Origin of the sequence: Rhizobium viscosum (genome assembly GCF_014873945.1) — a bacterium.
GTDB lineage: Bacteria > Pseudomonadota > Alphaproteobacteria > Rhizobiales > Rhizobiaceae > Rhizobium > Rhizobium viscosum.
Genome location: NZ_JADBEC010000001.1, coordinates 1,111,100 through 1,129,963 on the forward strand (window position 1 = coordinate 1,111,100; position 18,864 = coordinate 1,129,963).

The following is an 18,864-nucleotide window of genomic DNA, read 5'->3' on the forward strand; positions in this document are numbered from 1 at the left end:
CACTCAGGCTAGCGGCAAACCCCTTAATTTTTCAGGCACAGCACCACCATACGCCCAGTCCAGAAGCTCGACGGTGTGCAGGATCGGCGTGGCCGTGCCTGACCTGATCTGGGTGATGCAGCCGATATTGCCGGTGGCGATGATATCGGCCTTGGTCGCCTCGATGTTCTTGACCTTGCGGACCTTCAGGGCGGCGGAAATATCCGGCTGCAGGATGTTATAGGTGCCGGCCGAGCCGCAGCAGAGATGGCCCTCGGCCGGATCTCGAACGGTAAAACCGGCCGCCTTGAGCAGCTGCTTCGGCGCCGTAGTGATCTTCTGGCCATGCTGCATGGAACAGGCTGAATGATAGGCAACCGTGATGCCTTTCGGCGTGTGAGCGGGCAGTTCGAGGCCGGCCAGATATTCGGTGATGTCCTTGGCAAGCGCCGACACCCGCGCCGCCTTGCCGGCATAGGCGGGGTCGAGGCGCAGCATGTGACCGTAATCCTTGATCGTCGTGCCGCAGCCGGAGGCGGTGATGATGATCGCGTCGAGGCCGCCAGCTTCGATCTCGCGGGTCCAGACATCGACATTGACGCGGGCCGAGGCGAGAGCCCGTTCCTCGCGCCCCATATGATGGACGAGAGCGCCGCAGCAGGCTTCGTCCTCGGGAACGACCACCTCCACGCCCAATCGCGTCAGCAGCCGGATGGTCGCCTCGTTGATGGCGGGATCGAGAACGGGCTGCGCGCAGCCGGTGAGGATCGCGACACGGCCGCGGCGTTCGGCCTGCGGCTCATGCCGGCCAGGCCGGGCAAAAGGCGACGGCGCCGGAACGCTTGACGGCGCAAGCGCCAGCATGGCTGCAAAAGGCTTCAGCGCCTCGCCGCGCAGCACGCCAGCAAACGGACGGCCGATGCGGGCAAGCGCAAGGGCCGCGCGAAAGCGGCGGGGATAGGGCAGCACCGCCGCCAGAATGGCACGCGTCAGCCGGTTCATGACTGGCCGCTTATAGGTCTTCTCGATGTGAACCCGGGCATGGTCGACCAGATGCATGTAGTCGACGCCGGAGGGACAGGTCGTGGTACAGGCAAGGCAGGAAAGACAGCGGTCGATATGGGTGACGACCTCGGTATCGGCCGCACGGTCGTTCTCCAGCATGTCCTTGATGAGATAGATGCGCCCGCGCGGACTATCGAGCTCGTTGCCGAGGGTGACATAGGTCGGACAGGTGGCGGTGCAGAAACCGCAGTGGACGCATTTGCGCAGGATCTGCTCGGATTCGGCCACATGCGGATCGGCGAGCTGGGCGAGGGTGAAGTTGGTCTGCATTTACGCGAGCTCCGGCCGAGCGTGAAGGATGCGGAGCGGTGCCGCTTGCTCCCCCCTTCGCTCCGGCGGGGAGAAGGTGGCCGGAGGGTCGGATGAGGGGGCCACGCGGCACAGCTTTTGCTGCTCTTCCGCTTTCGCTGCGGGTGTAGCCCCCTCATCCGCCCTACGGCCACCTTCTCCCCGCCGGAGCGAAGGGGGAGCAAACGTTGCCATCGCGCAATCCATCGAACGTGGATAAGCCGGAACAAGCATCTCAGTCATCCCATCTTGCCCGGATTGAAGATTCCCGCCGGATCGAAGCTTTCCTTCACCCGGCGCGACAGCAGGGCCACACCCTCTTCTTCCGGATGAAAGGCAGGAACAGCGGCCCTTGCATTCGCCGTTGCTCGGAGCAGCGTCGCGTGACCGCCGCCGAGCGCCTTGACGAAACGGCGGAGGAGATCGGCCTCGGGATCGGCCTCCATGCGCATCCAGACGCGACCGCCCTGCCAGTCATAGAAGGCGTCGACCCCGGCTTCGAGCCGGAGCGCCGCCACCAGCTGATGACCGATGCTGGGTGCGACCGAGACGCGCCAGACGGGACGCTGCGTCCCATCGGCATAGGGCGCTACGTCGCGAATGCCCTGCCAAAGCTGCCGGCTGGCCGCCTGATCGAGCCTTCTCGCGTCGCCGAAAGAGGTCATCGCAGACAGAAGCTTGGCCACCCGCGGCTCCACCGAGCCCGGCAGGCCTTCAATACGCAGCACGGTTGCTTCTCCCTCCGGCAGTTTGCCGTCGAGGAATTTCCAGGTCACCGTCAAAGGCAGGTGGGCAGCACCCGAAACCTCCACCGGCAAAGCCATGGCCGCCGCCATGGCATTTGCGGCCTCGGCATCGTTGAGACCGGAGATGACGATGGTCTCCTCGGTCTTGGGGCGCGGCGGTACACGGAAAGTCACCTCGGTCAGGAAGCCGAGCGTGCCATGCGAGCCGGCGAGCAGCTTCACCAGATCGAGGCCCGTGACATTCTTCATAACCCGGCCACCTGCCTTGATGATCTCGCCTTTGCCGTTGACGAAGCGGATGCCGAGCAGGCTGTCACGAGCAGCCCCTGCCACGAAGCGGCGCGGCCCCGAGACATTGGCGGCGAAGACGCCGCCAATCGTCGGCTCGCCTGATGTGCCCATCAGGGCGCGGTGATCCATGGGCTCGAAGGCGAGCATCTGGCCGTTTTCGGCAAGGGCGGCCTCGACGTCTGCAAGCGACGTGCCCGCTTTCGCGGTCATTACCATCTCACCGGGATTATAGGCGACGATACCGGACAGGCCAGTCGAGCGCAGGCGATCCTCCGCATCGACCGCATTGCCGAAACCCGAGCGCGTATCGCCGCCACTGATGGCGAGCGCACGACCCTCTTGCGCATGTGCGCGGACGATCGCCGCGGCTTCTTCTTCGCTTGCAGGCACCAGATCGATCATGCGGCAGGACGCCCCTCGAGCGGGAAGACCTTGGAAGGGTTCAGCAGCCATTGCGGATCGAAGGCTGATCGCGCAGCCATCTGCTGGGCGAGATCGACATCGGAATATTGATGGCGCATGAGGTCGCGCTTTTCGATGCCGACACCGTGTTCGCCGGTCAGGCAGCCGCCGGCATCGACACAGAGCTTCAGGATATCGTTGCCGGCCGCTTCGGCCTTGGCGGCATCCTCGGGATCATTGGCATTGAAGAGGATCAGTGGGTGCATGTTGCCGTCGCCGGCGTGGAAGACATTGGCGACGCGCAGGCCGTAACCGGCGACGATCTCGGACGTCCGCTGCAGCACATGCGAAAGCTGGCTGAGTGGCACGGTACCATCCATGCAGATGTAATCGGCGATACGGCCGGTGGCGCCAAAGGCGGACTTGCGCCCTTTCCAGATCAGCGCCGCCTCGGTTGCGGACTGGCATTCGCGCACCGTCTTGACGCCGTGTTTGCGGGCGATGTCGACGATGCTTTTCAGCATGTCGTCCATTTCCGCCTCCGATCCCTCGACCTCGACGATCAGGAGCGCGCCGACATCGAGCGGATAACCGGCATGGGCGAAGGCTTCGCAGATCTCGATCGCCGGCTTGTCCATGAATTCGATGGCGACGGGAATGATGCCGGCGGCGATGACGTCGGCCACACAACGGCCTGCCTCTTCGGAGCTTTCGAAACCGAAAAGCACCGGTCGGGCCCCCTCCGGCTTGGCGATGAGGCGCACCGTCGCTTCGGTGACGATGCCGAGCTGGCCCTCATGACCGCAGACGAGGCCGAGCAGATCGTAACCCGCCGCATCCAGAGCCTTGCCGCCGAGCTCGATGACCGTGCCGTCAGTCAGCACCATCTTGACGCCGAGCAGGTTGTTGGTCGTGACACCATATTTCAGACAGTGGGCGCCGCCGGAATTCATGCCGATATTGCCGCCGATCGTGCAGGCAAGCTGCGAGCTCGGATCAGGCGCATAGAAGAAACCGTCCGCCGAGACGGCTTCGGAAATATTTAGATTGGTCACACCGGCCTGGACGACAGCGCAGCGATTGGCGAAATCGACTTCGAGGATGCGGTTCATCTTCGACAGGCCGAGCACGACGGCATCCTCCTGCGGGATGGCGCCGCCAGAGAGCGAGGTACCAGCGCCGCGCGGGACAACCGGAATGCCGTAACGATGACAGTATTTCATCACGGCCGCTACTTCCGCCGTCGAACGCGGCAAGGCAACGGCAAGCGGCAGGCGGCGGTAAGAAACGAAGGCATCCGTCTCGAATGGCACGAGTTCGCGCGCTTCGTGGATCAGGCATTCCGGCGGCAGGAGGTCGACGAGATCGGCAACAATTTCCTTGCGGCGCGCAAGAACTTGGGGGCGCGGAGCGAGGAACGAAATGGCGTCGGACATGGCGTTCTCCCTCGGCCAACAGGACGGAAACCGGTGACAAATCCTCCCTGTGACCGGTCCTTTCGGCTTAGCACTTTCCCGAAACCGGCGCAAATGTTAAGCACTTATGCCAAAAGGGAAAAAGTTGTAAAAGCTTATGACCAATCTGGGTGATCTCGAAATCTTTGCCAAGGTCGTTTCGACCGGCAGCATGTCGCTCGCCGGCCGCGCGCTCGGCTTTTCCCCTGCTGTGGTTTCCAAGCGCATCAAGCGGCTGGAGGACCGGCTCGGCACGCGGCTCCTGCAGCGCACGACGCGGCAGATTTCGCTCACCGAAGCCGGCCAGGGTTTCTACGACCGCGTCCTCGGCATTCTGGCGGGGCTGGAGGAAGCAGAATTCTATATTTCCGGCCGCTCGGCGCAGATGCACGGCACGCTGAAAATTTCCGCCCCCACTTCCTTCGGCCGCATGCATATCGCGCCCTATCTGAAAGCCTTCATGGAGGCGCATCCGGAGCTTGCGATCAATCTGGTGCTGACCGACGAGTTCAGCGATATCGTCGGCGGCGGCTTCGATCTCGCCATCCGGATCGCGGAGCTGACCGATTCCAGCCTTGTCGCTCGCCGGCTCGCGCCCGTGCGCCGCGTGCTCTGCGCCTCGCCTGATTATGTCGCTGCCCATGGCATGCCAAAACATATCGAAGAGTTGAAGCAGCACCGCTGTCTGCCGGCTCATAACAACGACGTCTGGCGACTGGACGGCCCGGATGGGGCCTTCAGCCTGCGGCCCGAGGGCATGCTGATTACCAATTCCAGTGAGGTGATCCGCGAAACGGTCATTGCCGGCCTCGGCATTGCGCTGCGCTCCACCTGGGATATCGGCGAGGAGCTGAAAAACGGCAAGCTCATGCAGGTGCTGCCGGCCTACGAGGGCTCACACAATGTGACCCTCTCCGCAGTCTACCCGAGCCGCCAGTTTTTGCCGGCCAAGGTTCGGCTGTTCATCGATTTTCTGGCCGAGCTTTACGGCCCGGTCCCCTACTGGGAGCGCTGAAGCGGGCGACTATCATGCCAGCCTCTCGATGACGAGGTCGAGCAGCGCCCTCAGCCGCGCCAGCCGCTTCATATCGCGGTGATAGCCAACCCAGGTATCGCGACCGGGCGGCGTCTCACCGAGATCGACGGGCTCGATCGCCGGGATGGCGTCGCCAAGCGGGCGCGGCAGGACGGCAAGGCCGGCGCCTCCGGCACAGAGGGTCGCCTGCACATCCCTGTTGTTGCTGCGCATGGCGATATCCGCCTTTGGCAACATCCGCTGCAGCCAGCCGACATCGGGCATGCCGCCGAAGGCCTCGTCCATGGTGACGAGCCGGGCACCTCTACCATCGCCCGCCTCAGGATGCGGCAGACCGCGACGGATATAGAGACCATAGTCGATATGCAGCAACTTGCGGGATATGACCTCGGTCTCGGTGAAAGGCGCGATCCGGAAGACGATATCGGCTTCGCGGCGTGAGAGGCTGAGAAGCCGGCTATCGGTCAGCAGTTCGATGATAACCTTGGGATAGGCAGCAGAGAACTCGGCAAGCACGGGTGAAAGAACATGGGCTCCGAACCAGTCCGACGAGGAGAGCCGCAGCAACCCGTCGAGTTGCCTGCTTTGGCCGGCGAGCTCGCGCTCCAGCCCGAGCGCTTCCTCTTCTATCCGCTCGGCATGGGCAAAGACGGTCGTGCCTTCATCCGTCAGGATGAAACCATCAGCGGTACGCTGGAAGAGCGTCTGGCCGAGCGAGATTTCGAGTGCACGCAGCCGCCGGCCCATGGTCGGCTGCGTCAGGCCGAGGCTGCGGGCGGCAGCACCCAGCGTTCCAAGCCGCGCAATGGCGAGGAAGAGTTTGAGATCGCTCCATTCCAAGGATTTAGCCTCAAACAAAAATGCATGATCTACATGCGTTATCTTTGATTTTCATTCAGAATTCAATGCGGCATTCTGCGTCCAACAGATCGAGGAGAAGCTCCATGAGCAGCATGAAAGCAGCGCTTGTCGAAGCGCAAAATGCCGAATTCACCATTGCCGATATTGCAAAGCCCGTCGCGGAAGCCGGTCAGATTCTCGTGCGCATCAAGGCCGCCGCGCTCAATCCGCTGGATCTGAAGATCCGGGCCGGCGAGGCGGCCCATGCACGCCATCCCCTGCCCGCCATTCTCGGCATCGACATGGCAGGGATCGTCGAGGCGGTTGGCCCTGGCGTGACCAGTTTTCGCGTCGGTGACGAAATCTATGGCATGACGGGTGGCGTCGGCGGGTTGCAGGGATCGCTGGCGGAATTTGCGGCCGTTGATGCCGATCTCGTTGCGCTGAAGCCGCGCAATCTCACCCTGCGCCAGGCGGCCGCCCTGCCGTTGATCGCCATCACCGCCTGGGAAGGTCTGAAAGAACGCACTCAGGTGAAGGCCGGGCAGAAGGTGCTGGTCATCGGTGGTGGTGGCGGCGTCGGTCATATCGCCGCGCAGATGGCAGTCGCTGCCGGTGCCGGGGTCTATGCCGTCGATAGCAGTTCGAAGGCCGAATACATCTTCAGTATTGGTGCAGCGCCGATCGACTATGCGAAGGAGACGACAGAGGATTTTGTCGCCCGGTATACCGACGGGAAAGGCTTCGACATCGTCTATGACACGATCGGCGGCAAGGGGCTTGATGCCGCCTTCCAGGCCGTCGCCAAGTTCGGCCATGTCGTCACCAGTCTGGGCTGGGGGACGCATTCGCTGGCGCCATTGTCGTTCAAGGGCGCGACCTATTCCGGCGTCTTCACGCTGGCGCCGCTGCTGACGGGCGAAGACCGCGCCCATCATGGCGAGATACTGAAGCAGATCGCATCGCGCGTCGAAGCCGGTGCGCTAATGCCGAATCTCGACCGGCGGCAATTTTCGCTTGGAGACGTGGGCGAGGCCTACCGGCTGCTCGAAAGCCGGCAGGCTGAAGGCAAGGTGGTCGTGAACATCTGACGATGCTCCCACAATTTCCGACGCGGAACCGCGACACGCTCTCGCTGGAGCTCTAGCGCGCCAGATCGAGATAGGCGCTCGCAACCATCGCATCGATATCCGCCGGAACCGGCACGATGCAGGATTCGGCGCCGACGCCACGCTTTGCGACCCGCTCCAGGCAGCGGGCCTGCAGGGTAAAGCCAAGGTCCATGGATTCCACGGAATTGCCAAGCGGACGCGGGCCGGCGAGGTTGGCCATATGACCGCCACCAAGAACGTGGAATGACCGGCCGTCCCTCAGGTGGAAAGTCTCGATAAAATCGGCCTCGTAGCGATCGATATCAACGACATCGGGATGGCTGCGGAAGGCGGGCACATCGATCTCATGCGGGAAATGTCCGCCGTTCATGAGGATTGCGCCGTCCTTGATCAGCGCCAGATCGGCGGCAGTCACGATGCCGGGGAAACCGGTGACGGTAGCGATCACGTCCGCCGAGCGGATCGCCTGTTCGTGGAGCGGCGTGACGAAACCATCGAGATGCGCCTCGAGGCTGATAACGGGATCGACATCGACGACGCTGACCGTGGAGAAAGCATTGCGGAAGGCGGCGGCCGTGCCCTTGCCGCAGGCGCCGTAACCGAAGACGGTCACGCGTTTGCCATTGGTGGAGCGGTTGGTGAAGCGCATGTAGCTTTCGAACAGGCTCTGGCCGACGGCGTGCTTGTTTTCTGCGAATTGCTTGATCGGGCTGTCGTTGATGACGAGGATCGGCATGGCGAGCTTCTCACGCATCGGCAGCAGGCGGGTTCGGCCGGATGTCGTTTCTTCCGTGCCGCCGAGCAAATTGGCGTAGGGCCTCTCGGCTGCAATGGCGAAGAGATCGCCGCCATTGTCCAGCAGGAGATCGGGCTTTTCGGCAAGGACAGCTTCGAGGCTCCGGTGATGGGCGACGGGATCGGTCGTCGGGGTTGCGAAGACGGTGATGCCCTGCGTGCGCAGGAATTCCACGGTTGCCGGCTGTGTACTGTTCAGATTGCCGGTGCAGATCAGGCGCGCCCCGCCAGCCCGCAGGGTCATCAGCAGAGCGACCGTCTTCGGCTCCAGATGGATGCCGGTACCGATCGAAAGACCGGCAAAGGGCCGCGTCTTTTCGAATTCCGCAGCCGTTGCCTTCAGCAGGCGGCAGCTATTGCCGATCCAGTCTATGCGTGTCGCAGGTTTTTCCATCTCATGCCCTTTCGTTCCCCTCTGTTCTAGCGAGGCAAAGATAGGGCGGGCATGGAGATATTTCTGATGAAAGGGCAGAAAAACTGCCCTTTCAGGAAGCGCCGCCCGAGCGCAGCAGCCAGTTGCGGAGCGCTGCGAAGGCCGACCGTTTCGCATCTGATGTTCGGCAGCAGAGGCTGTAACCGGCCGGCCGGCGGATGAAGCCGTAAGGGGCGGCCAGAATGCCGCGGTCGAGATCGTCCTCGATCGAGGCTTTCGGCGCCAGTGCAATGCCGAGACCGGCTCGGGCCGCACCCACCGCCAGAAGAAGATCCTCAAATTCCCGAAGACGGGAAAAGGCAACAGGCGGCGTGCCGCTTTCGGCAAACCATTCCGTCCAGAGTTTCGGCGCGCTGCGGCTGACAAGGATGTTTGATTGCGCCAAGGCCGCGACATCGCCTGCAAGCCCGGCAGCGATTGCAGGTGTTGCAACCGGGCCGAATTCATCCTCCATGAAACGTGTCTCGGTGATACCGGCAGAGGATCTGATCTCGCCGCCCATGATCACGGCATCGAAATCCGGATGTTGCGACAAGGGCTCGACTACCGTCATCGGCACGATATCGATCTCGATATCACCAAGGCTTGCCTGCATGTCGGCTGCTCGCGGCATCAGCCACCAGATGGCGAAAGCCGAGGGCACGCCAAGGCGGATACGCTGCCTGCCCGCCTCTTCGAATTCATCGGCGGCGCGTTTCAATATGGTCAGAGCAGCACCGGCGGCCTCGGCAAAGGCGCTTGCCTTTTCGGTCGCAACCAGCCTGCGCCCGTCACGCGAGAAGAGTTTGCTGCCGAGGTGATTTTCGAGTGTCGATATCTGCTGACGCACGGCGCCGCGCACCACACCCAACTCTTCGGCCGCCTTCAGAATGCTGCCGTGACGACAGACAGCTTCAAAGGCGCGGATCGCGTTGAGGGGCGGGAGTCGCATAGTTACCACATTGTAGAAAATGATGGTGGATCAGAAGATCTCGCCATTGAATGAAACACAAGGTCGGGCCATATTGTACAGCTGTGCAAGACGACGTATTCGAGACAGAAAATGGCGAGATTTCCGAACCTGCCTGACCTCGATTTTTCCTATGTACAGTGGATAAAATAGTTTTTCAGTTCGTTTTGCACGTATGGATCGCGCAAGCTTTTCATATCATACTAATATAATAACGACTCAGCTTAACGATCGTAAAGGTGACCCGACAATTGACCCTTCTTGCCCGCCTGGCTTCTGATGTGCAACTCATGTTTCGGCGTCCGCCGCGACAGCAGTATGCTGCGCTCTGTTATCGGGTCAAAAAGAAGACGGGCGAGCTCGAAGTTCTGCTGATGACCAGCCGCGATACCGGGCGGTGGGTAATCCCCAAGGGCTGGCCGATGAACCGCAAATGTGCCTATGAAGTTGCGGCACAGGAAGCCCTGGAAGAAGCTGGCGTCCGCGGCACGGTGGAGACCGAAACGCTCGGCCACTATACCTACCCAAAAGTTTTGCGCGACGGCATGAAGGTGATCTGCAAGGTTCAGGTCTATGCCCTCGAAGTGACTGGTGCGGCCAAGAATTTCAAAGAAAAGGGCGAGCGAACCGTCGAGTGGGTTTCCTGCGACGAAGCGGTCAAGCGCGTCCAGGAAGCTGAACTGCGCAACCTGTTCCTCGCCTTTAAACGGCGCATGGCCGAAAAGCTTTCCAGCGGTATTCCGAAACAAATTCCGGCAGAATAAGTCTTGCCATCTTGTGCGGCTAGAAAACGCAGCGCAAAAGCAGGACCTGGCCAGGAAACAGAATGCCGCAACGCAACCCCGTCCTTACGAAACGCACGCTTGATAAGGATCTCGACAAGCTCACCCATGTCGAGGATGCGGCCAAATATGTCTCGCGACGGCTGGTGGCACCGGGGCTTGGCTTGATCTTTCTCGGCCTCGCCATGCTTTTTGCCGGCGTCTACGTGTTCGACAGGCCCGGCGCAGTGCTGGTGATCGCAGCGGCGGCACTTGCTGCCTACATGGCCTTGAACATCGGCGCCAACGACGTGACCAACAATGTGGGCGCGGCCGTTGGAGCACGCGCCATCACAATGAAGCAGGCGCTGATCGTCGCCGCGATCTTCGAGGTGCTGGGCGCGACAATTGCCGGTGGCGAAGTCGTCAAGACGATTTCCTCCAGTATCGTCGATACGGTGCAGGTACCGCCGGCAACACTCGGCTGGATCATGATGGCGGCCCTCACGGCCGCCGCGCTCTGGATCAACCTCGCCACATGGATGAATGCGCCAGTTTCGACGACGCATGCGATCGTCGGCGCGGTGATCGGCGCCGGCGTGGGAGCGGTCGGATTCGAGCCTGTCAATTGGCGGGTCATGCTGGAAATCACCGTGAGCTGGGTGACCTCGCCGTTGATTGGCGGATTGATTGCCGCGGGGTTGCTCTACCTGGTCAAGACCCTCATCGTCTACCGCGAGGATAAGATCGCCGCCGCCAGACAATGGGTGCCCGTCATGATCGCCGTGATGGCCGGCGGTTTCATGGCCTATATGGTGCTCCAGCTCGCGCCACGGGGACGATATCCGTCTCTGACGATCCTCCTGATCGGCATCGGGATCGGTCTCGTCAGCTGGCTCGCGGCGCGGCCGGTCATCGTGCGGCAGGCAGAGAATCTCGAAAACCGTAACAGCTCGCTTCGCACACTGTTGCACTTTCCGCTGATCGGCTCGGCTGCCCTCCTCTCTTTCGCGCATGGTGCAAACGATGTCTCCAATGCGGTCGGCCCGCTTTCGGCGATCGTTCACTCGGCCGGTATTGCCGATAACAGCATGATCGGCCACCCGCCGCTCTGGGTGATGCTGATCGGCGCCCTTGGAATCTCGGTCGGCCTCCTGCTTTTCGGACCGCGCCTTATCCGGCTCGTCGGTGAGGAGATCACCAAGCTCAATCCGGCGCGCGCCTATTGCGTGGCGCTCTCGACCGCATTCACAGTCATCGTCGCCTCCTGGCTCGGCCTGCCGGTCAGTACCACCCATATCGCCGTCGGCTCGGTGTTCGGTGTCGGCTTTTTCCGCGAGTGGTACACGCGCAATTCGAAGCGCCGTATCGAATTCATACGCCGCAAGGCTGAAAGCTTCGAGATCGACGAGCCGGAGCCCAACGTTCATGAAGCCCGGCGGCGTTATCTGGTCCGCCGGTCGCATTTCATGACGATCGTCGGGGCGTGGGTCATTACCGTGCCGGTTTCGGCCGCGCTTGCAGCGGTCATTTATTGGGCTATGTTCGCGCTCTTCCTATGAGTCAGGATCTCAGAATGCGCGCCAACTTCCGCATGCAGCGGCTTTTCATCAATGCTCCCTTATCAAAAGATGCCGCCGTCGAGGCCAATTCGGAGCAGTTCAACTATCTCGCCAACGTGCTGCGCATGGAAGAGGGTACGGAAGTCCTGCTCTTTAACGGCCGCGACGGGGAGTGGAAGGCGAGCCTCTCCTTCCCGACCCGCAAGCGCATCCTGCTGACGGCGATCGAGGCAACCCGGCCGCAGCCCGCTCCTTCCGACCTTCATTATCTCTTTGCGCCGCTGAAGGTCGGCCGCATGGATTATCTGGTGCAGAAGGCAGTGGAAATGGGAGCCGGCCTGTTGCAGCCGGTCATGACCCAGCATGTACAGGGCAAGATCACCAATCTCGACAAGATCCGCGCCAATGTCACCGAAGCCGCGGAACAGTGTGGCATCCTCGGCATTCCCGATGTGGCCGAGCCCGTACGCCTTGCCGATCTGCTCGACCGCTGGCCTGCGGACCGGCGCATCATCTATTGCGATGAGGGCGACGCCGGCCAGAACCCGCTGCCGCGGCTCTCCAAAGTGACCGAACGGAAGATTGCGCTGCTGGTTGGCCCGGAAGGCGGCTTTTCGGAGGAGGAACGAACGCGCCTGCGCAGCCTCGATTTCGTGACCGCTATCCCCCTCGGGCCACGCATCCTGCGCGCCGATACGGCAGCGGTCGCGGCTATGGCAGTGATACAGGCTGCCATAGGCGACTGGAACTAACTGCCGAAGGCCGATTGCGCGGAAAGTGCTGCTATTTTTTTGATGACCTGTTGAAACAATTTCACTTGCAACTTAGCTGGCTTGGGCACTAATCACCCTTCCAATTGCCCCGGCCCCAGCGCCTTCGAATACAGGTACTTTCATGGCTCGCGATACTACCGACCAGACGCCGATCTCTTCGGTTCAGGAGCTGACTGACTATCTCGCCGCCGGCAACAAGCCGAAGGACCGGTTCCGCATCGGCACGGAACATGAGAAGTTCGTCTTCTTTCGCAAAGACAACAGCCCGGTTCCCTATTTCGGCGAAGCCAGTATTTCGGCGCTGCTGAAAGGCCTGCAGGCCAAGAGCGGCTGGGAGCCGATCACGGACGGCGACAACATCATCGGCCTTGGTGAGCAGAGCGGCATGGGCGCCATCTCGATCGAGCCCGGCGGCCAGTTCGAACTTTCGGGCGCGCCGCTCGAAAACATTCACCAGACCTGCAAGGAATCCAACCAGCATCTGGCGCAGGTGCGCGAGATCGCAGAGCCCATGGGCATCGGTTTCCTCGGCATCGGCGGCAGCCCGACATGGACCTATGCGGAAACGCCGCATATGCCGAAGTCGCGCTACGAGATCATGACCAGCTACATGCCCGACGTTGGCACCCGCGGGCTCGACATGATGTATCGCACCTGTACGATCCAGGTGAACCTCGATTTCTCCTCGGAAGACGACATGCGCCGCAAGATGCGTGTGTCGATGAAGCTGCAATCGCTGGCAACCGCGCTCTTTGCCTCCTCGCCCTTCACCGAAGGTAAGCCGAACGGTGCGCTTTCCTGGCGTGGCGATGTCTGGCGCGACGTGGACAACCAGCGTAGCGGCCTCCTGGACTTTACTTTCCGCGACGATTTCGGCTTCAAGGATTATGCCGAATGGGCGCTCGACGTGCCCATGTATTTCGTCATGCGCGACGGCCACTATCACCGGGCGACCCATGTCACCTTCCGCCAGTTCATGAACGGCGCGCTGAAGGGCGAGATCACTGCCTACGAGCCGACGATGGGCGACTGGACGAACCACCTTTCGACGCTCTTCCCCGACGTGCGCCTGAAGCGCTTCCTCGAAATGCGCGGTGCCGATGGCGGCCCGTGGCGGCGCATCTGTGCCCTGCCGGCGTTCTGGGTCGGCCTGCTCTATGATGACGCCGCTCTCCAGGCCGCCGACGAACTGACGAAGGACTGGGGCTTTGCCGAAGTGAATGCGCTGCGCAATGTGGTGCCGGACGAAGGCCTCAAGGCCGCGTTCCGCGGCCATGCGCTGATCGAGACGGCGCGCGAGGTCGTCAATATTTCCCGCGCCGGCCTCAAGGCGCGCAACAGGCTCAACGGCGACGGCGTCGATGAGAGCATTTTCCTGGCGCCGCTTGACGAGGTTCTGGCCAAGAAGGCGACGCTCGCCGAGGACCTGCTGGCACTCTATCACGGCCGCTGGAACGGCTCGGTCGAGCCGGTCTTCCAGGAATATCAATACTAAGAGGCGATTGGCCCCTTCCAAAAAGCCGTTTGCGCATTCCCATTTCGAGCTATAGTGGCACGAATATGCGCCGCGAATCTGGGAGAGGGACTTTCATGCTGCCGCTTTTCGACATGATGATGCAGGCGCAGAACGGGGCGGCGATGGATGCCGTTGCCAAGCAGTTCAATCTCGCACAGGAACAGGCGACGAAGGCGATGGCCGCGCTGATGCCGGCCTTTTCCGCCGGCCTGAAGCGCAGCACCAGCAACCCCTATGATTTCGTCGGCCTCATGCAGGCGGTGGCATCTGGCAATTATGCCAAATATTTCGAAGACATGAGCAAAGCCTTCACCCCCGAAGGCATTTCCGACGGCAATAACGTCCTTTCCCAGCTTTTCGGATCGAAGGAAGTCTCACGTGCCATTGCCGCACAGGCAGCGCAAATGACCGGCATCGGCCAGGAAATCTACAAGCAGATGCTGCCGGTCATGGCCGGCACGCTGATGGGCGGGCTCTTCAAGCAATCAACCGGTCAGATGGCTTCGCCGGTCAATCCTTTCGTCAATACCGCCATGGGCGAGACGATCCAGAAATGGCTTGAGAGTACCGGTTTTGCGCCGAAGCCGAAGGCGGCACCCGAACCCAGCATTTTCGATAATCCGTTCACCCAGGCCATGCAGTTGATGTTCAGCGTGCCGAAACCTGCGCCTCAGCCGCAACAACCCGTCAACCCTTTCCTCGACAATCCCTTCGCCAAGGCATTCCAGGATATGATGGCAGGGCTTCAGCAGCCGGCTGCAAAGGCTCCGGAGCCGCCGAAGGAAGAGCCAAAAGCCGAAAATGACAGCTATACCGAGATGCTGAATGCCATGTTCGACAGTGGTCTCGAAGTGCAGAAGAGCTATCAAAAGAGCCTCGAGGCGATCTTCGAGGCCTATCGACCCAGATCCGCGACCTCTCCCGAAGATCCCGCCCCCACAGGCCCCTCTACAACGGGCAAGAAATAAAAAAACCCGGAGATGGCTTGGGAAAGCCGATCACCGGGTTAAGCAGCAGGGCTATTGGCTATCACCCTGCGGGGAAACACGTGCGTTCAGTCCCTGTAGGGGCGCATGACCGCAATATGCCAGCGGCGCTTGGCCGCCTGCGTCAGATGCTCCGACGGATCTTCAAAGAAGGTCGAAGCCAGAAATGCGGAGGTGACATCGGCCCGTGTCAGGCCGATATCCCGCAACTGATTGTCATCGAGCTCATGCAGCCCGTTCACCTGCGAGCGATTGCGCACAATGCGAAGGGCGTTTGCCAGCGGCGCAAGGCCAGCCATAAGACGTTGCATGAACGTCGGGGCGAGCTTGCCGCAGTCGAGTTCTAGTGTCTGTTCATGAGTGCGCATCGAACTCTCCTTTCTTCGGGGCGCAGAACAGCCCACCCCGCCTGCGAGGTCGTGCAGGAAGGGCAAAGCTGGTCACAGGTTGGACAGGCAGGGTGTCTGTCCTTCACTTTGCTTGATTTGCATCCCGAAGATGCCAAAGACCTATTGATCAGTCCAACGAATGTTTCTAATGATTAACATCAGAGATCTTTATGGGTGGATGGGATCATGTCGGCGCCTCTTGATATCGACCAGTTGCAGACTTTCATCGCAATCGTGGACTCCGGCAGTTTCACCAAGGCTGCCGACAAGGTCTACAAGACACAGTCCGCCGTCTCGATGCAGATGCGGCGCCTGGAGGAACGCATCGGCAAGCAGCTCTTCATCAAGGACGGCCGCGGCAACCGGCTGACGGTCGAAGGCGAAAAGCTGCTCAATTACGCGCGCCGCATCATCCGCCTGAACAATGAGGCGATCGCCGCCTTCGACGACAACAGGCTGGAAGGCACGTTGCGCATCGGCACGCCCGACGACTATGCCGACCGCTATATGCCCGAGATCATCGGCCGCTTTGCCAAGACGCATCCGAATGTTGAGCTCTATATCGTCTGCGAACCTTCGGTCGATCTGGCCGAACGCATGCACAAGGGAGAGCTCGATATCGCGCTTGTCACCCACAATCCGCGCGAGCGCATTTCGGATGTGGTGCGGACGGAGCCGCTCTGCTGGGTGAGCTCCGCCAACCATCCGATCCGCGACGATGCGCCGGTGCCGCTTGCCGTTGGCCGGCGCGATTGCCAATGGCGCCAGCTCGCCTGCTCGGCACTCGATGCCGTGGGCCGTGAATATCAGGTCCTGTTCACGAGCTGGTCCTGCACCGTGGTCGCCTCCGCGGTGCTCGCCGGCATGGCAGTTTCGGTCATGCCGGAATCGGCGCTGCGGACAGGCATGAAGGTCTTGAGCCAGGCAGACGGCTTCCCGGCGCTGCCGCCGGTGCAGATCGGCATCATGAAGCGGCCCGGTGTCTCGCTGTCGCTGATGAACGCGATTACGGCCCATATCACCGCCTGCCTCGACAATATCACGCCGACCGTCATCGAAGATGGGCTGGAGCAGGATGGGAAGACAGGCTACGCCCGTCACTATCCACGGCTCAAGGCTGCGGCGAGCATGATGCCGAGCTGGTAGGGCGTCTCAAGCTGCCGAAGCGGACGTCGGAGCGAATAGGGAAGCGCGGATCACGCGCTTCCATTCCTCGAGGATGCGCTCGCCATCTTCGCTCAGCACCGCAAGGCGGATCGCCGCGCCGATCAGGTGGCTGAAAAGGTAAGTGCGCGCTTTCATCTGCTCATCGCAGAATTCCGGCGCCAGACGACGCACAGCCTCCTGGAGGATTTCGGCGACCTGGCCGCTATGCTCGATGTTCAGGCGCAGGAGATCCTGATCCGTCTCCGTGCCCATCCAGACGCCCAGATAGGCGGCATCGTTGCAGTATTCGGCATAATACCAGTCGATCATCGCCGAGATCAGGTCGAGCGCTTCGTCGAAGGACCGAACATCCGCGAACATTTCGGCCGTCTTCTGCTGGATCGCCTGCGCATGGCGGTCGAACAGCGCTTTGACGATCGCCGCCTTTTCCGGGAAATACTGATAGACCGAACCGATCGGAACTTTTGCGGCGATGGCTAGCTCGGTCATCCGCATGGCGCTGACGCCTTTTTCGGCGATGATGGTGGCTGCGGCGTTGAGGATGAGATCGAGCCGCTGGATGCTGCGCTCCTGTTTCGGCTTCCTGCGAAGAGCAATACGATCCGAAATGTCCGCGCCCATGTGGTTCCCATCTGTCTCGTTATTGAGCGGCGGAAGCGGTCTGTCATACCGGCGCTTCGGGCCGATATGACATGCAGGTATTCATCCGTCGTAAATGGAAATGGTCGGATTTTAGGCAATGGCAAGAGCCTACGGAAAACGGGGCGTTACGCCCCGTTTTGGCCTGTGTAAAAAGACCTCTTAACACTTCATTCAGCAAGGCCAGCTGAGCCGTGCCACCAAGCCTGTGCCGTCCTGCGGCACAATGCCGAAGCCTGGGTCAGGCGAGGTTCTGCTTCAGAAACTCGACCGTGCGGCCCCAGGCGAGATCGGCCGCCGCCTTGTCATAGCGGGCAGCGGACGTGTCGTTGTTGAAGGCGTGGTTGGCCCCCTCATAGACATAGATCTGAAATTTTTTACCATTCTCCTCGAGCGCCTTCTTGTACGCGTCGATGCCGGCATTGATGCGGTCATCAAGGCCGGCATAGTGGAGCAGCAATGCCGCCTTGATGTTGGGGACATCCATGGCTGGCGGCTGCGCACCGTAATAGGCCACGCCTGCCTTCAGTTCGGGCGATTTGACCGCGAGGTTGTTGACCGCGCCGCCGCCCCAGCAAAAGCCGATCGCGCCGACATTGCCGTTCGCAGCCTCGAGCTTGGAAAGATAGACGACGGTCGCCTCGCCGTTTGCGACGGTCGTGGCCGCATCAAGCTTGCCGAACATCTCACGTGCCTGATCCTCATTCTCAGGCGTGCCGCCCTGCGGCGAGAGGAAATCCGGCGCGAGTGCCACGAAGCCTTCGAGCGCCATGCGGCGGGCGACATCGCGGATATGCGGGTTGAGGCCGCGGTTCTCATGGATGACGATGACCGCGCCGAGCTTGCCGGACGCATTCTTCGGCTGCACCAGATAACCTTTCATGTCACCGCCGCTGCCGGGATAGGTAATATCCTGGCCGCTCAGGCGATCGTCGTTTTCGGCGACGACCTCGGCGGCCGCCTTGTTGGCGGCAAGCAGCGGCGCGATTGCCGCAGCCGCGGTTGCCGAGCCGGCAAGCTTCGTGAGCTTATCCATGAAGCTCCGGCGATCCAGCGTCAGATGCGTATATTCATCATAGGCATTGATCATTGCCTGCGTAATGACGGGCTTTTCCATGACAGACCTCCTCTGTTCCCACCCCATGCCCAATCGGCAAGGGGGAACATAGGTCAGCAGCCGATAACGCAGGAACAAAACTGTGTTACCGGCCTAGCTGGAGAAGATCGCCTGAATCAGGAGAACAGCATCCAGCCGGCGAGCCAGGCCCACATGGCCCCCAGCACAACAAAACCGGCGGCAAAGAGCGGGCTGCGATAGCGCAGGTCGTTGCTGGTGACATGCACATAGGCATGCGCATATCGCAGGGCGACGAAAAGCCAGGCAAGCACGACGGCCACCAGATTATCCGCCTCGGTGATATAAAGAAGAATGCTGCAGGCATAGAAGAGCACGGGCAGCTCGAACTGGTTAGCGAGGCTGTTCTTGACATAGAGACTTTCGACCGGTTCGTCGCGGTTTTCGCGATAGTCGGATTTCTTCATCCGGCCCTCCTGGACCACCTTGCGGCGGCGCAGGCCAAGCAGCCCATAGAGAATATAGACCAGCAGAACATGGGCAAGCAAAGGCCAGAACATCTCGAAGCCGGTCATCATTATTTCCTTCGTTTACGCGACTGCGCGA

18 protein-coding genes are annotated in these 18,864 nt (G+C 61.2%); 8 read left to right on the plus strand and 10 right to left on the minus strand.

Annotated features, from left to right (window positions below):
• Nucleotides 1-3: 3 nt before the first annotated feature.
• From glcF to H4W29_RS05625, 3 genes are all read right to left on the minus strand, one after another.
• On the minus strand, nucleotides 4-1,314 hold the full coding sequence (gene glcF / locus H4W29_RS05615) for a glycolate oxidase subunit GlcF (RefSeq protein ID WP_192728048.1): 1,311 nt from the start codon (nucleotides 1,312-1,314) through the stop codon (nucleotides 4-6).
• 257 nt (nucleotides 1,315-1,571) lie between these two features.
• The gene (locus H4W29_RS05620) at nucleotides 1,572-2,771 is read right to left on the minus strand and encodes an FAD-binding protein (protein WP_192728049.1); all 1,200 of its coding nucleotides are present in this window, start codon (nucleotides 2,769-2,771) and stop codon (nucleotides 1,572-1,574) included.
• Complete coding sequence (locus tag H4W29_RS05625) at nucleotides 2,768-4,207, minus strand: FAD-linked oxidase C-terminal domain-containing protein (protein ID WP_192728050.1); 1,440 nt, start codon at nucleotides 4,205-4,207, stop codon at nucleotides 2,768-2,770. The genes H4W29_RS05620 and H4W29_RS05625 overlap by 4 nt, the downstream gene beginning before the upstream one ends.
• 136 nt (nucleotides 4,208-4,343) lie before the next feature.
• Between H4W29_RS05625 and H4W29_RS05630 the strand changes: the two genes are divergently transcribed.
• Nucleotides 4,344-5,240, plus strand: coding sequence for a LysR family transcriptional regulator (locus H4W29_RS05630; protein ID WP_192728051.1), 897 nt, complete (start codon nucleotides 4,344-4,346; stop codon nucleotides 5,238-5,240).
• Nucleotides 5,241-5,252: 12 nt separating this feature from the next.
• Here the strand turns inward: H4W29_RS05630 and H4W29_RS05635 are convergent, their stop codons facing one another.
• A complete protein-coding gene (locus H4W29_RS05635; protein WP_192728052.1) occupies nucleotides 5,253-6,101 on the minus strand; it encodes a LysR family transcriptional regulator in 849 nt (282 codons plus the stop codon).
• 104 nt (nucleotides 6,102-6,205) lie between these two features.
• On the opposite strand from H4W29_RS05635, the gene H4W29_RS05640 reads away from it, so the two are divergent.
• Complete coding sequence (locus H4W29_RS05640) at nucleotides 6,206-7,192, plus strand: zinc-dependent alcohol dehydrogenase family protein (RefSeq protein WP_192728053.1); 987 nt, start codon at nucleotides 6,206-6,208, stop codon at nucleotides 7,190-7,192.
• Between the two features lie 52 nt (nucleotides 7,193-7,244).
• On the opposite strand, the gene H4W29_RS05645 is transcribed toward H4W29_RS05640, so the two are convergent.
• The gene (locus H4W29_RS05645; protein WP_192728054.1) at nucleotides 7,245-8,402 is read right to left on the minus strand and encodes an adenosylhomocysteinase; all 1,158 of its coding nucleotides are present in this window, start codon (nucleotides 8,400-8,402) and stop codon (nucleotides 7,245-7,247) included.
• Between the two features lie 91 nt (nucleotides 8,403-8,493).
• Complete coding sequence (locus tag H4W29_RS05650; RefSeq protein WP_192728055.1) at nucleotides 8,494-9,372, minus strand: LysR substrate-binding domain-containing protein; 879 nt, start codon at nucleotides 9,370-9,372, stop codon at nucleotides 8,494-8,496.
• 269 nt (nucleotides 9,373-9,641) lie between these two features.
• Here H4W29_RS05650 and H4W29_RS05655 point away from each other — a divergent pair, with 269 nt between their 5' ends.
• The 5 genes from H4W29_RS05655 to H4W29_RS05675 all read left to right on the plus strand — a co-directional run bounded on the left by H4W29_RS05655 (nucleotide 9,642) and on the right by H4W29_RS05675 (nucleotide 14,970).
• Nucleotides 9,642-10,154 carry an NUDIX hydrolase gene (locus H4W29_RS05655; RefSeq protein WP_192728056.1) on the plus strand — a complete coding sequence of 171 codons (513 nt, stop codon included), beginning with the start codon at nucleotides 9,642-9,644 and terminating at the stop codon, nucleotides 10,152-10,154.
• Between the two features lie 62 nt (nucleotides 10,155-10,216).
• The gene (locus tag H4W29_RS05660) at nucleotides 10,217-11,713 is read left to right on the plus strand and encodes an inorganic phosphate transporter (protein WP_192728057.1); all 1,497 of its coding nucleotides are present in this window, start codon (nucleotides 10,217-10,219) and stop codon (nucleotides 11,711-11,713) included.
• A gap of 14 nt (nucleotides 11,714-11,727) precedes the next feature.
• Nucleotides 11,728-12,465 carry a 16S rRNA (uracil(1498)-N(3))-methyltransferase gene (locus tag H4W29_RS05665; RefSeq protein ID WP_192728058.1) on the plus strand — a complete coding sequence of 246 codons (738 nt, stop codon included), beginning with the start codon at nucleotides 11,728-11,730 and terminating at the stop codon, nucleotides 12,463-12,465.
• A 142-nt stretch (nucleotides 12,466-12,607) separates the two neighbouring features.
• Nucleotides 12,608-13,981, plus strand: a complete 1,374-nt coding sequence (locus tag H4W29_RS05670) for a glutamate--cysteine ligase (protein ID WP_192728059.1) — start codon at nucleotides 12,608-12,610, stop codon at nucleotides 13,979-13,981.
• A 95-nt stretch (nucleotides 13,982-14,076) separates the two neighbouring features.
• Nucleotides 14,077-14,970, plus strand: coding sequence for a DUF937 domain-containing protein (locus H4W29_RS05675; RefSeq protein WP_192728060.1), 894 nt, complete (start codon nucleotides 14,077-14,079; stop codon nucleotides 14,968-14,970).
• 86 nt (nucleotides 14,971-15,056) lie between these two features.
• Here H4W29_RS05675 and H4W29_RS05680 read toward each other — a convergent pair whose 3' ends face one another.
• On the minus strand, nucleotides 15,057-15,356 hold the full coding sequence (locus H4W29_RS05680) for a YjiS-like domain-containing protein (protein ID WP_112541455.1): 300 nt from the start codon (nucleotides 15,354-15,356) through the stop codon (nucleotides 15,057-15,059).
• 207 nt (nucleotides 15,357-15,563) lie between these two features.
• On the opposite strand from H4W29_RS05680, the gene H4W29_RS05685 reads away from it, so the two are divergent.
• A complete protein-coding gene (locus tag H4W29_RS05685) occupies nucleotides 15,564-16,523 on the plus strand; it encodes a LysR substrate-binding domain-containing protein (protein ID WP_113325684.1) in 960 nt (319 codons plus the stop codon).
• Between the two features lie 6 nt (nucleotides 16,524-16,529).
• On the opposite strand, the gene H4W29_RS05690 is transcribed toward H4W29_RS05685, so the two are convergent.
• From H4W29_RS05690 to H4W29_RS05700, 3 genes are all read right to left on the minus strand, one after another.
• Nucleotides 16,530-17,165, minus strand: coding sequence for a TetR/AcrR family transcriptional regulator (locus H4W29_RS05690; protein ID WP_192728061.1), 636 nt, complete (start codon nucleotides 17,163-17,165; stop codon nucleotides 16,530-16,532).
• 259 nt (nucleotides 17,166-17,424) lie between these two features.
• Nucleotides 17,425-18,300 (minus strand): dienelactone hydrolase family protein, encoded by an 876-nt coding sequence (locus H4W29_RS05695; RefSeq protein ID WP_192728062.1) that lies wholly within the window; start codon nucleotides 18,298-18,300, stop codon nucleotides 17,425-17,427.
• 116 nt (nucleotides 18,301-18,416) lie between these two features.
• Nucleotides 18,417-18,833: an MAPEG family protein gene (locus tag H4W29_RS05700; protein WP_192728063.1), complete on the minus strand. Its 417-nt coding sequence runs from the start codon at nucleotides 18,831-18,833 to the stop codon at nucleotides 18,417-18,419.
• Between the last annotated feature and the right edge of the window lie 31 nt (nucleotides 18,834-18,864).

Excerpts from the sequence above, each read along its gene's own strand:
- glcF (WP_192728048.1), bottom strand. The coding sequence starts at position 1,314 with ATGCAGACCAACTTCACCCTCGCCCAGCTCGCCGATCCGCATGTGGCC.
- H4W29_RS05620 (WP_192728049.1), bottom strand. The coding sequence starts at position 2,771 with ATGATCGATCTGGTGCCTGCAAGCGAAGAAGAAGCCGCGGCGATCGTC.
- H4W29_RS05625 (WP_192728050.1), bottom strand. The coding sequence starts at position 4,207 with ATGTCCGACGCCATTTCGTTCCTCGCTCCGCGCCCCCAAGTTCTTGCG.
- H4W29_RS05630 (WP_192728051.1), top strand. The coding sequence starts at position 4,344 with ATGACCAATCTGGGTGATCTCGAAATCTTTGCCAAGGTCGTTTCGACC.
- H4W29_RS05640 (WP_192728053.1), top strand. The coding sequence starts at position 6,206 with ATGAGCAGCATGAAAGCAGCGCTTGTCGAAGCGCAAAATGCCGAATTC.
- H4W29_RS05645 (WP_192728054.1), bottom strand. The coding sequence starts at position 8,402 with ATGGAAAAACCTGCGACACGCATAGACTGGATCGGCAATAGCTGCCGC.
- H4W29_RS05650 (WP_192728055.1), bottom strand. The coding sequence starts at position 9,372 with ATGCGACTCCCGCCCCTCAACGCGATCCGCGCCTTTGAAGCTGTCTGT.
- H4W29_RS05660 (WP_192728057.1), top strand. The coding sequence starts at position 10,217 with ATGCCGCAACGCAACCCCGTCCTTACGAAACGCACGCTTGATAAGGAT.
- H4W29_RS05665 (WP_192728058.1), top strand. The coding sequence starts at position 11,728 with ATGCGCGCCAACTTCCGCATGCAGCGGCTTTTCATCAATGCTCCCTTA.
- H4W29_RS05670 (WP_192728059.1), top strand. The coding sequence starts at position 12,608 with ATGGCTCGCGATACTACCGACCAGACGCCGATCTCTTCGGTTCAGGAG.
- H4W29_RS05675 (WP_192728060.1), top strand. The coding sequence starts at position 14,077 with ATGCTGCCGCTTTTCGACATGATGATGCAGGCGCAGAACGGGGCGGCG.
- H4W29_RS05680 (WP_112541455.1), bottom strand. The coding sequence starts at position 15,356 with ATGCGCACTCATGAACAGACACTAGAACTCGACTGCGGCAAGCTCGCC.
- H4W29_RS05685 (WP_113325684.1), top strand. The coding sequence starts at position 15,564 with ATGTCGGCGCCTCTTGATATCGACCAGTTGCAGACTTTCATCGCAATC.
- H4W29_RS05690 (WP_192728061.1), bottom strand. The coding sequence starts at position 17,165 with ATGGGCGCGGACATTTCGGATCGTATTGCTCTTCGCAGGAAGCCGAAA.
- H4W29_RS05695 (WP_192728062.1), bottom strand. The coding sequence starts at position 18,300 with ATGGAAAAGCCCGTCATTACGCAGGCAATGATCAATGCCTATGATGAA.
- H4W29_RS05700 (WP_192728063.1), bottom strand. The coding sequence starts at position 18,833 with ATGACCGGCTTCGAGATGTTCTGGCCTTTGCTTGCCCATGTTCTGCTG.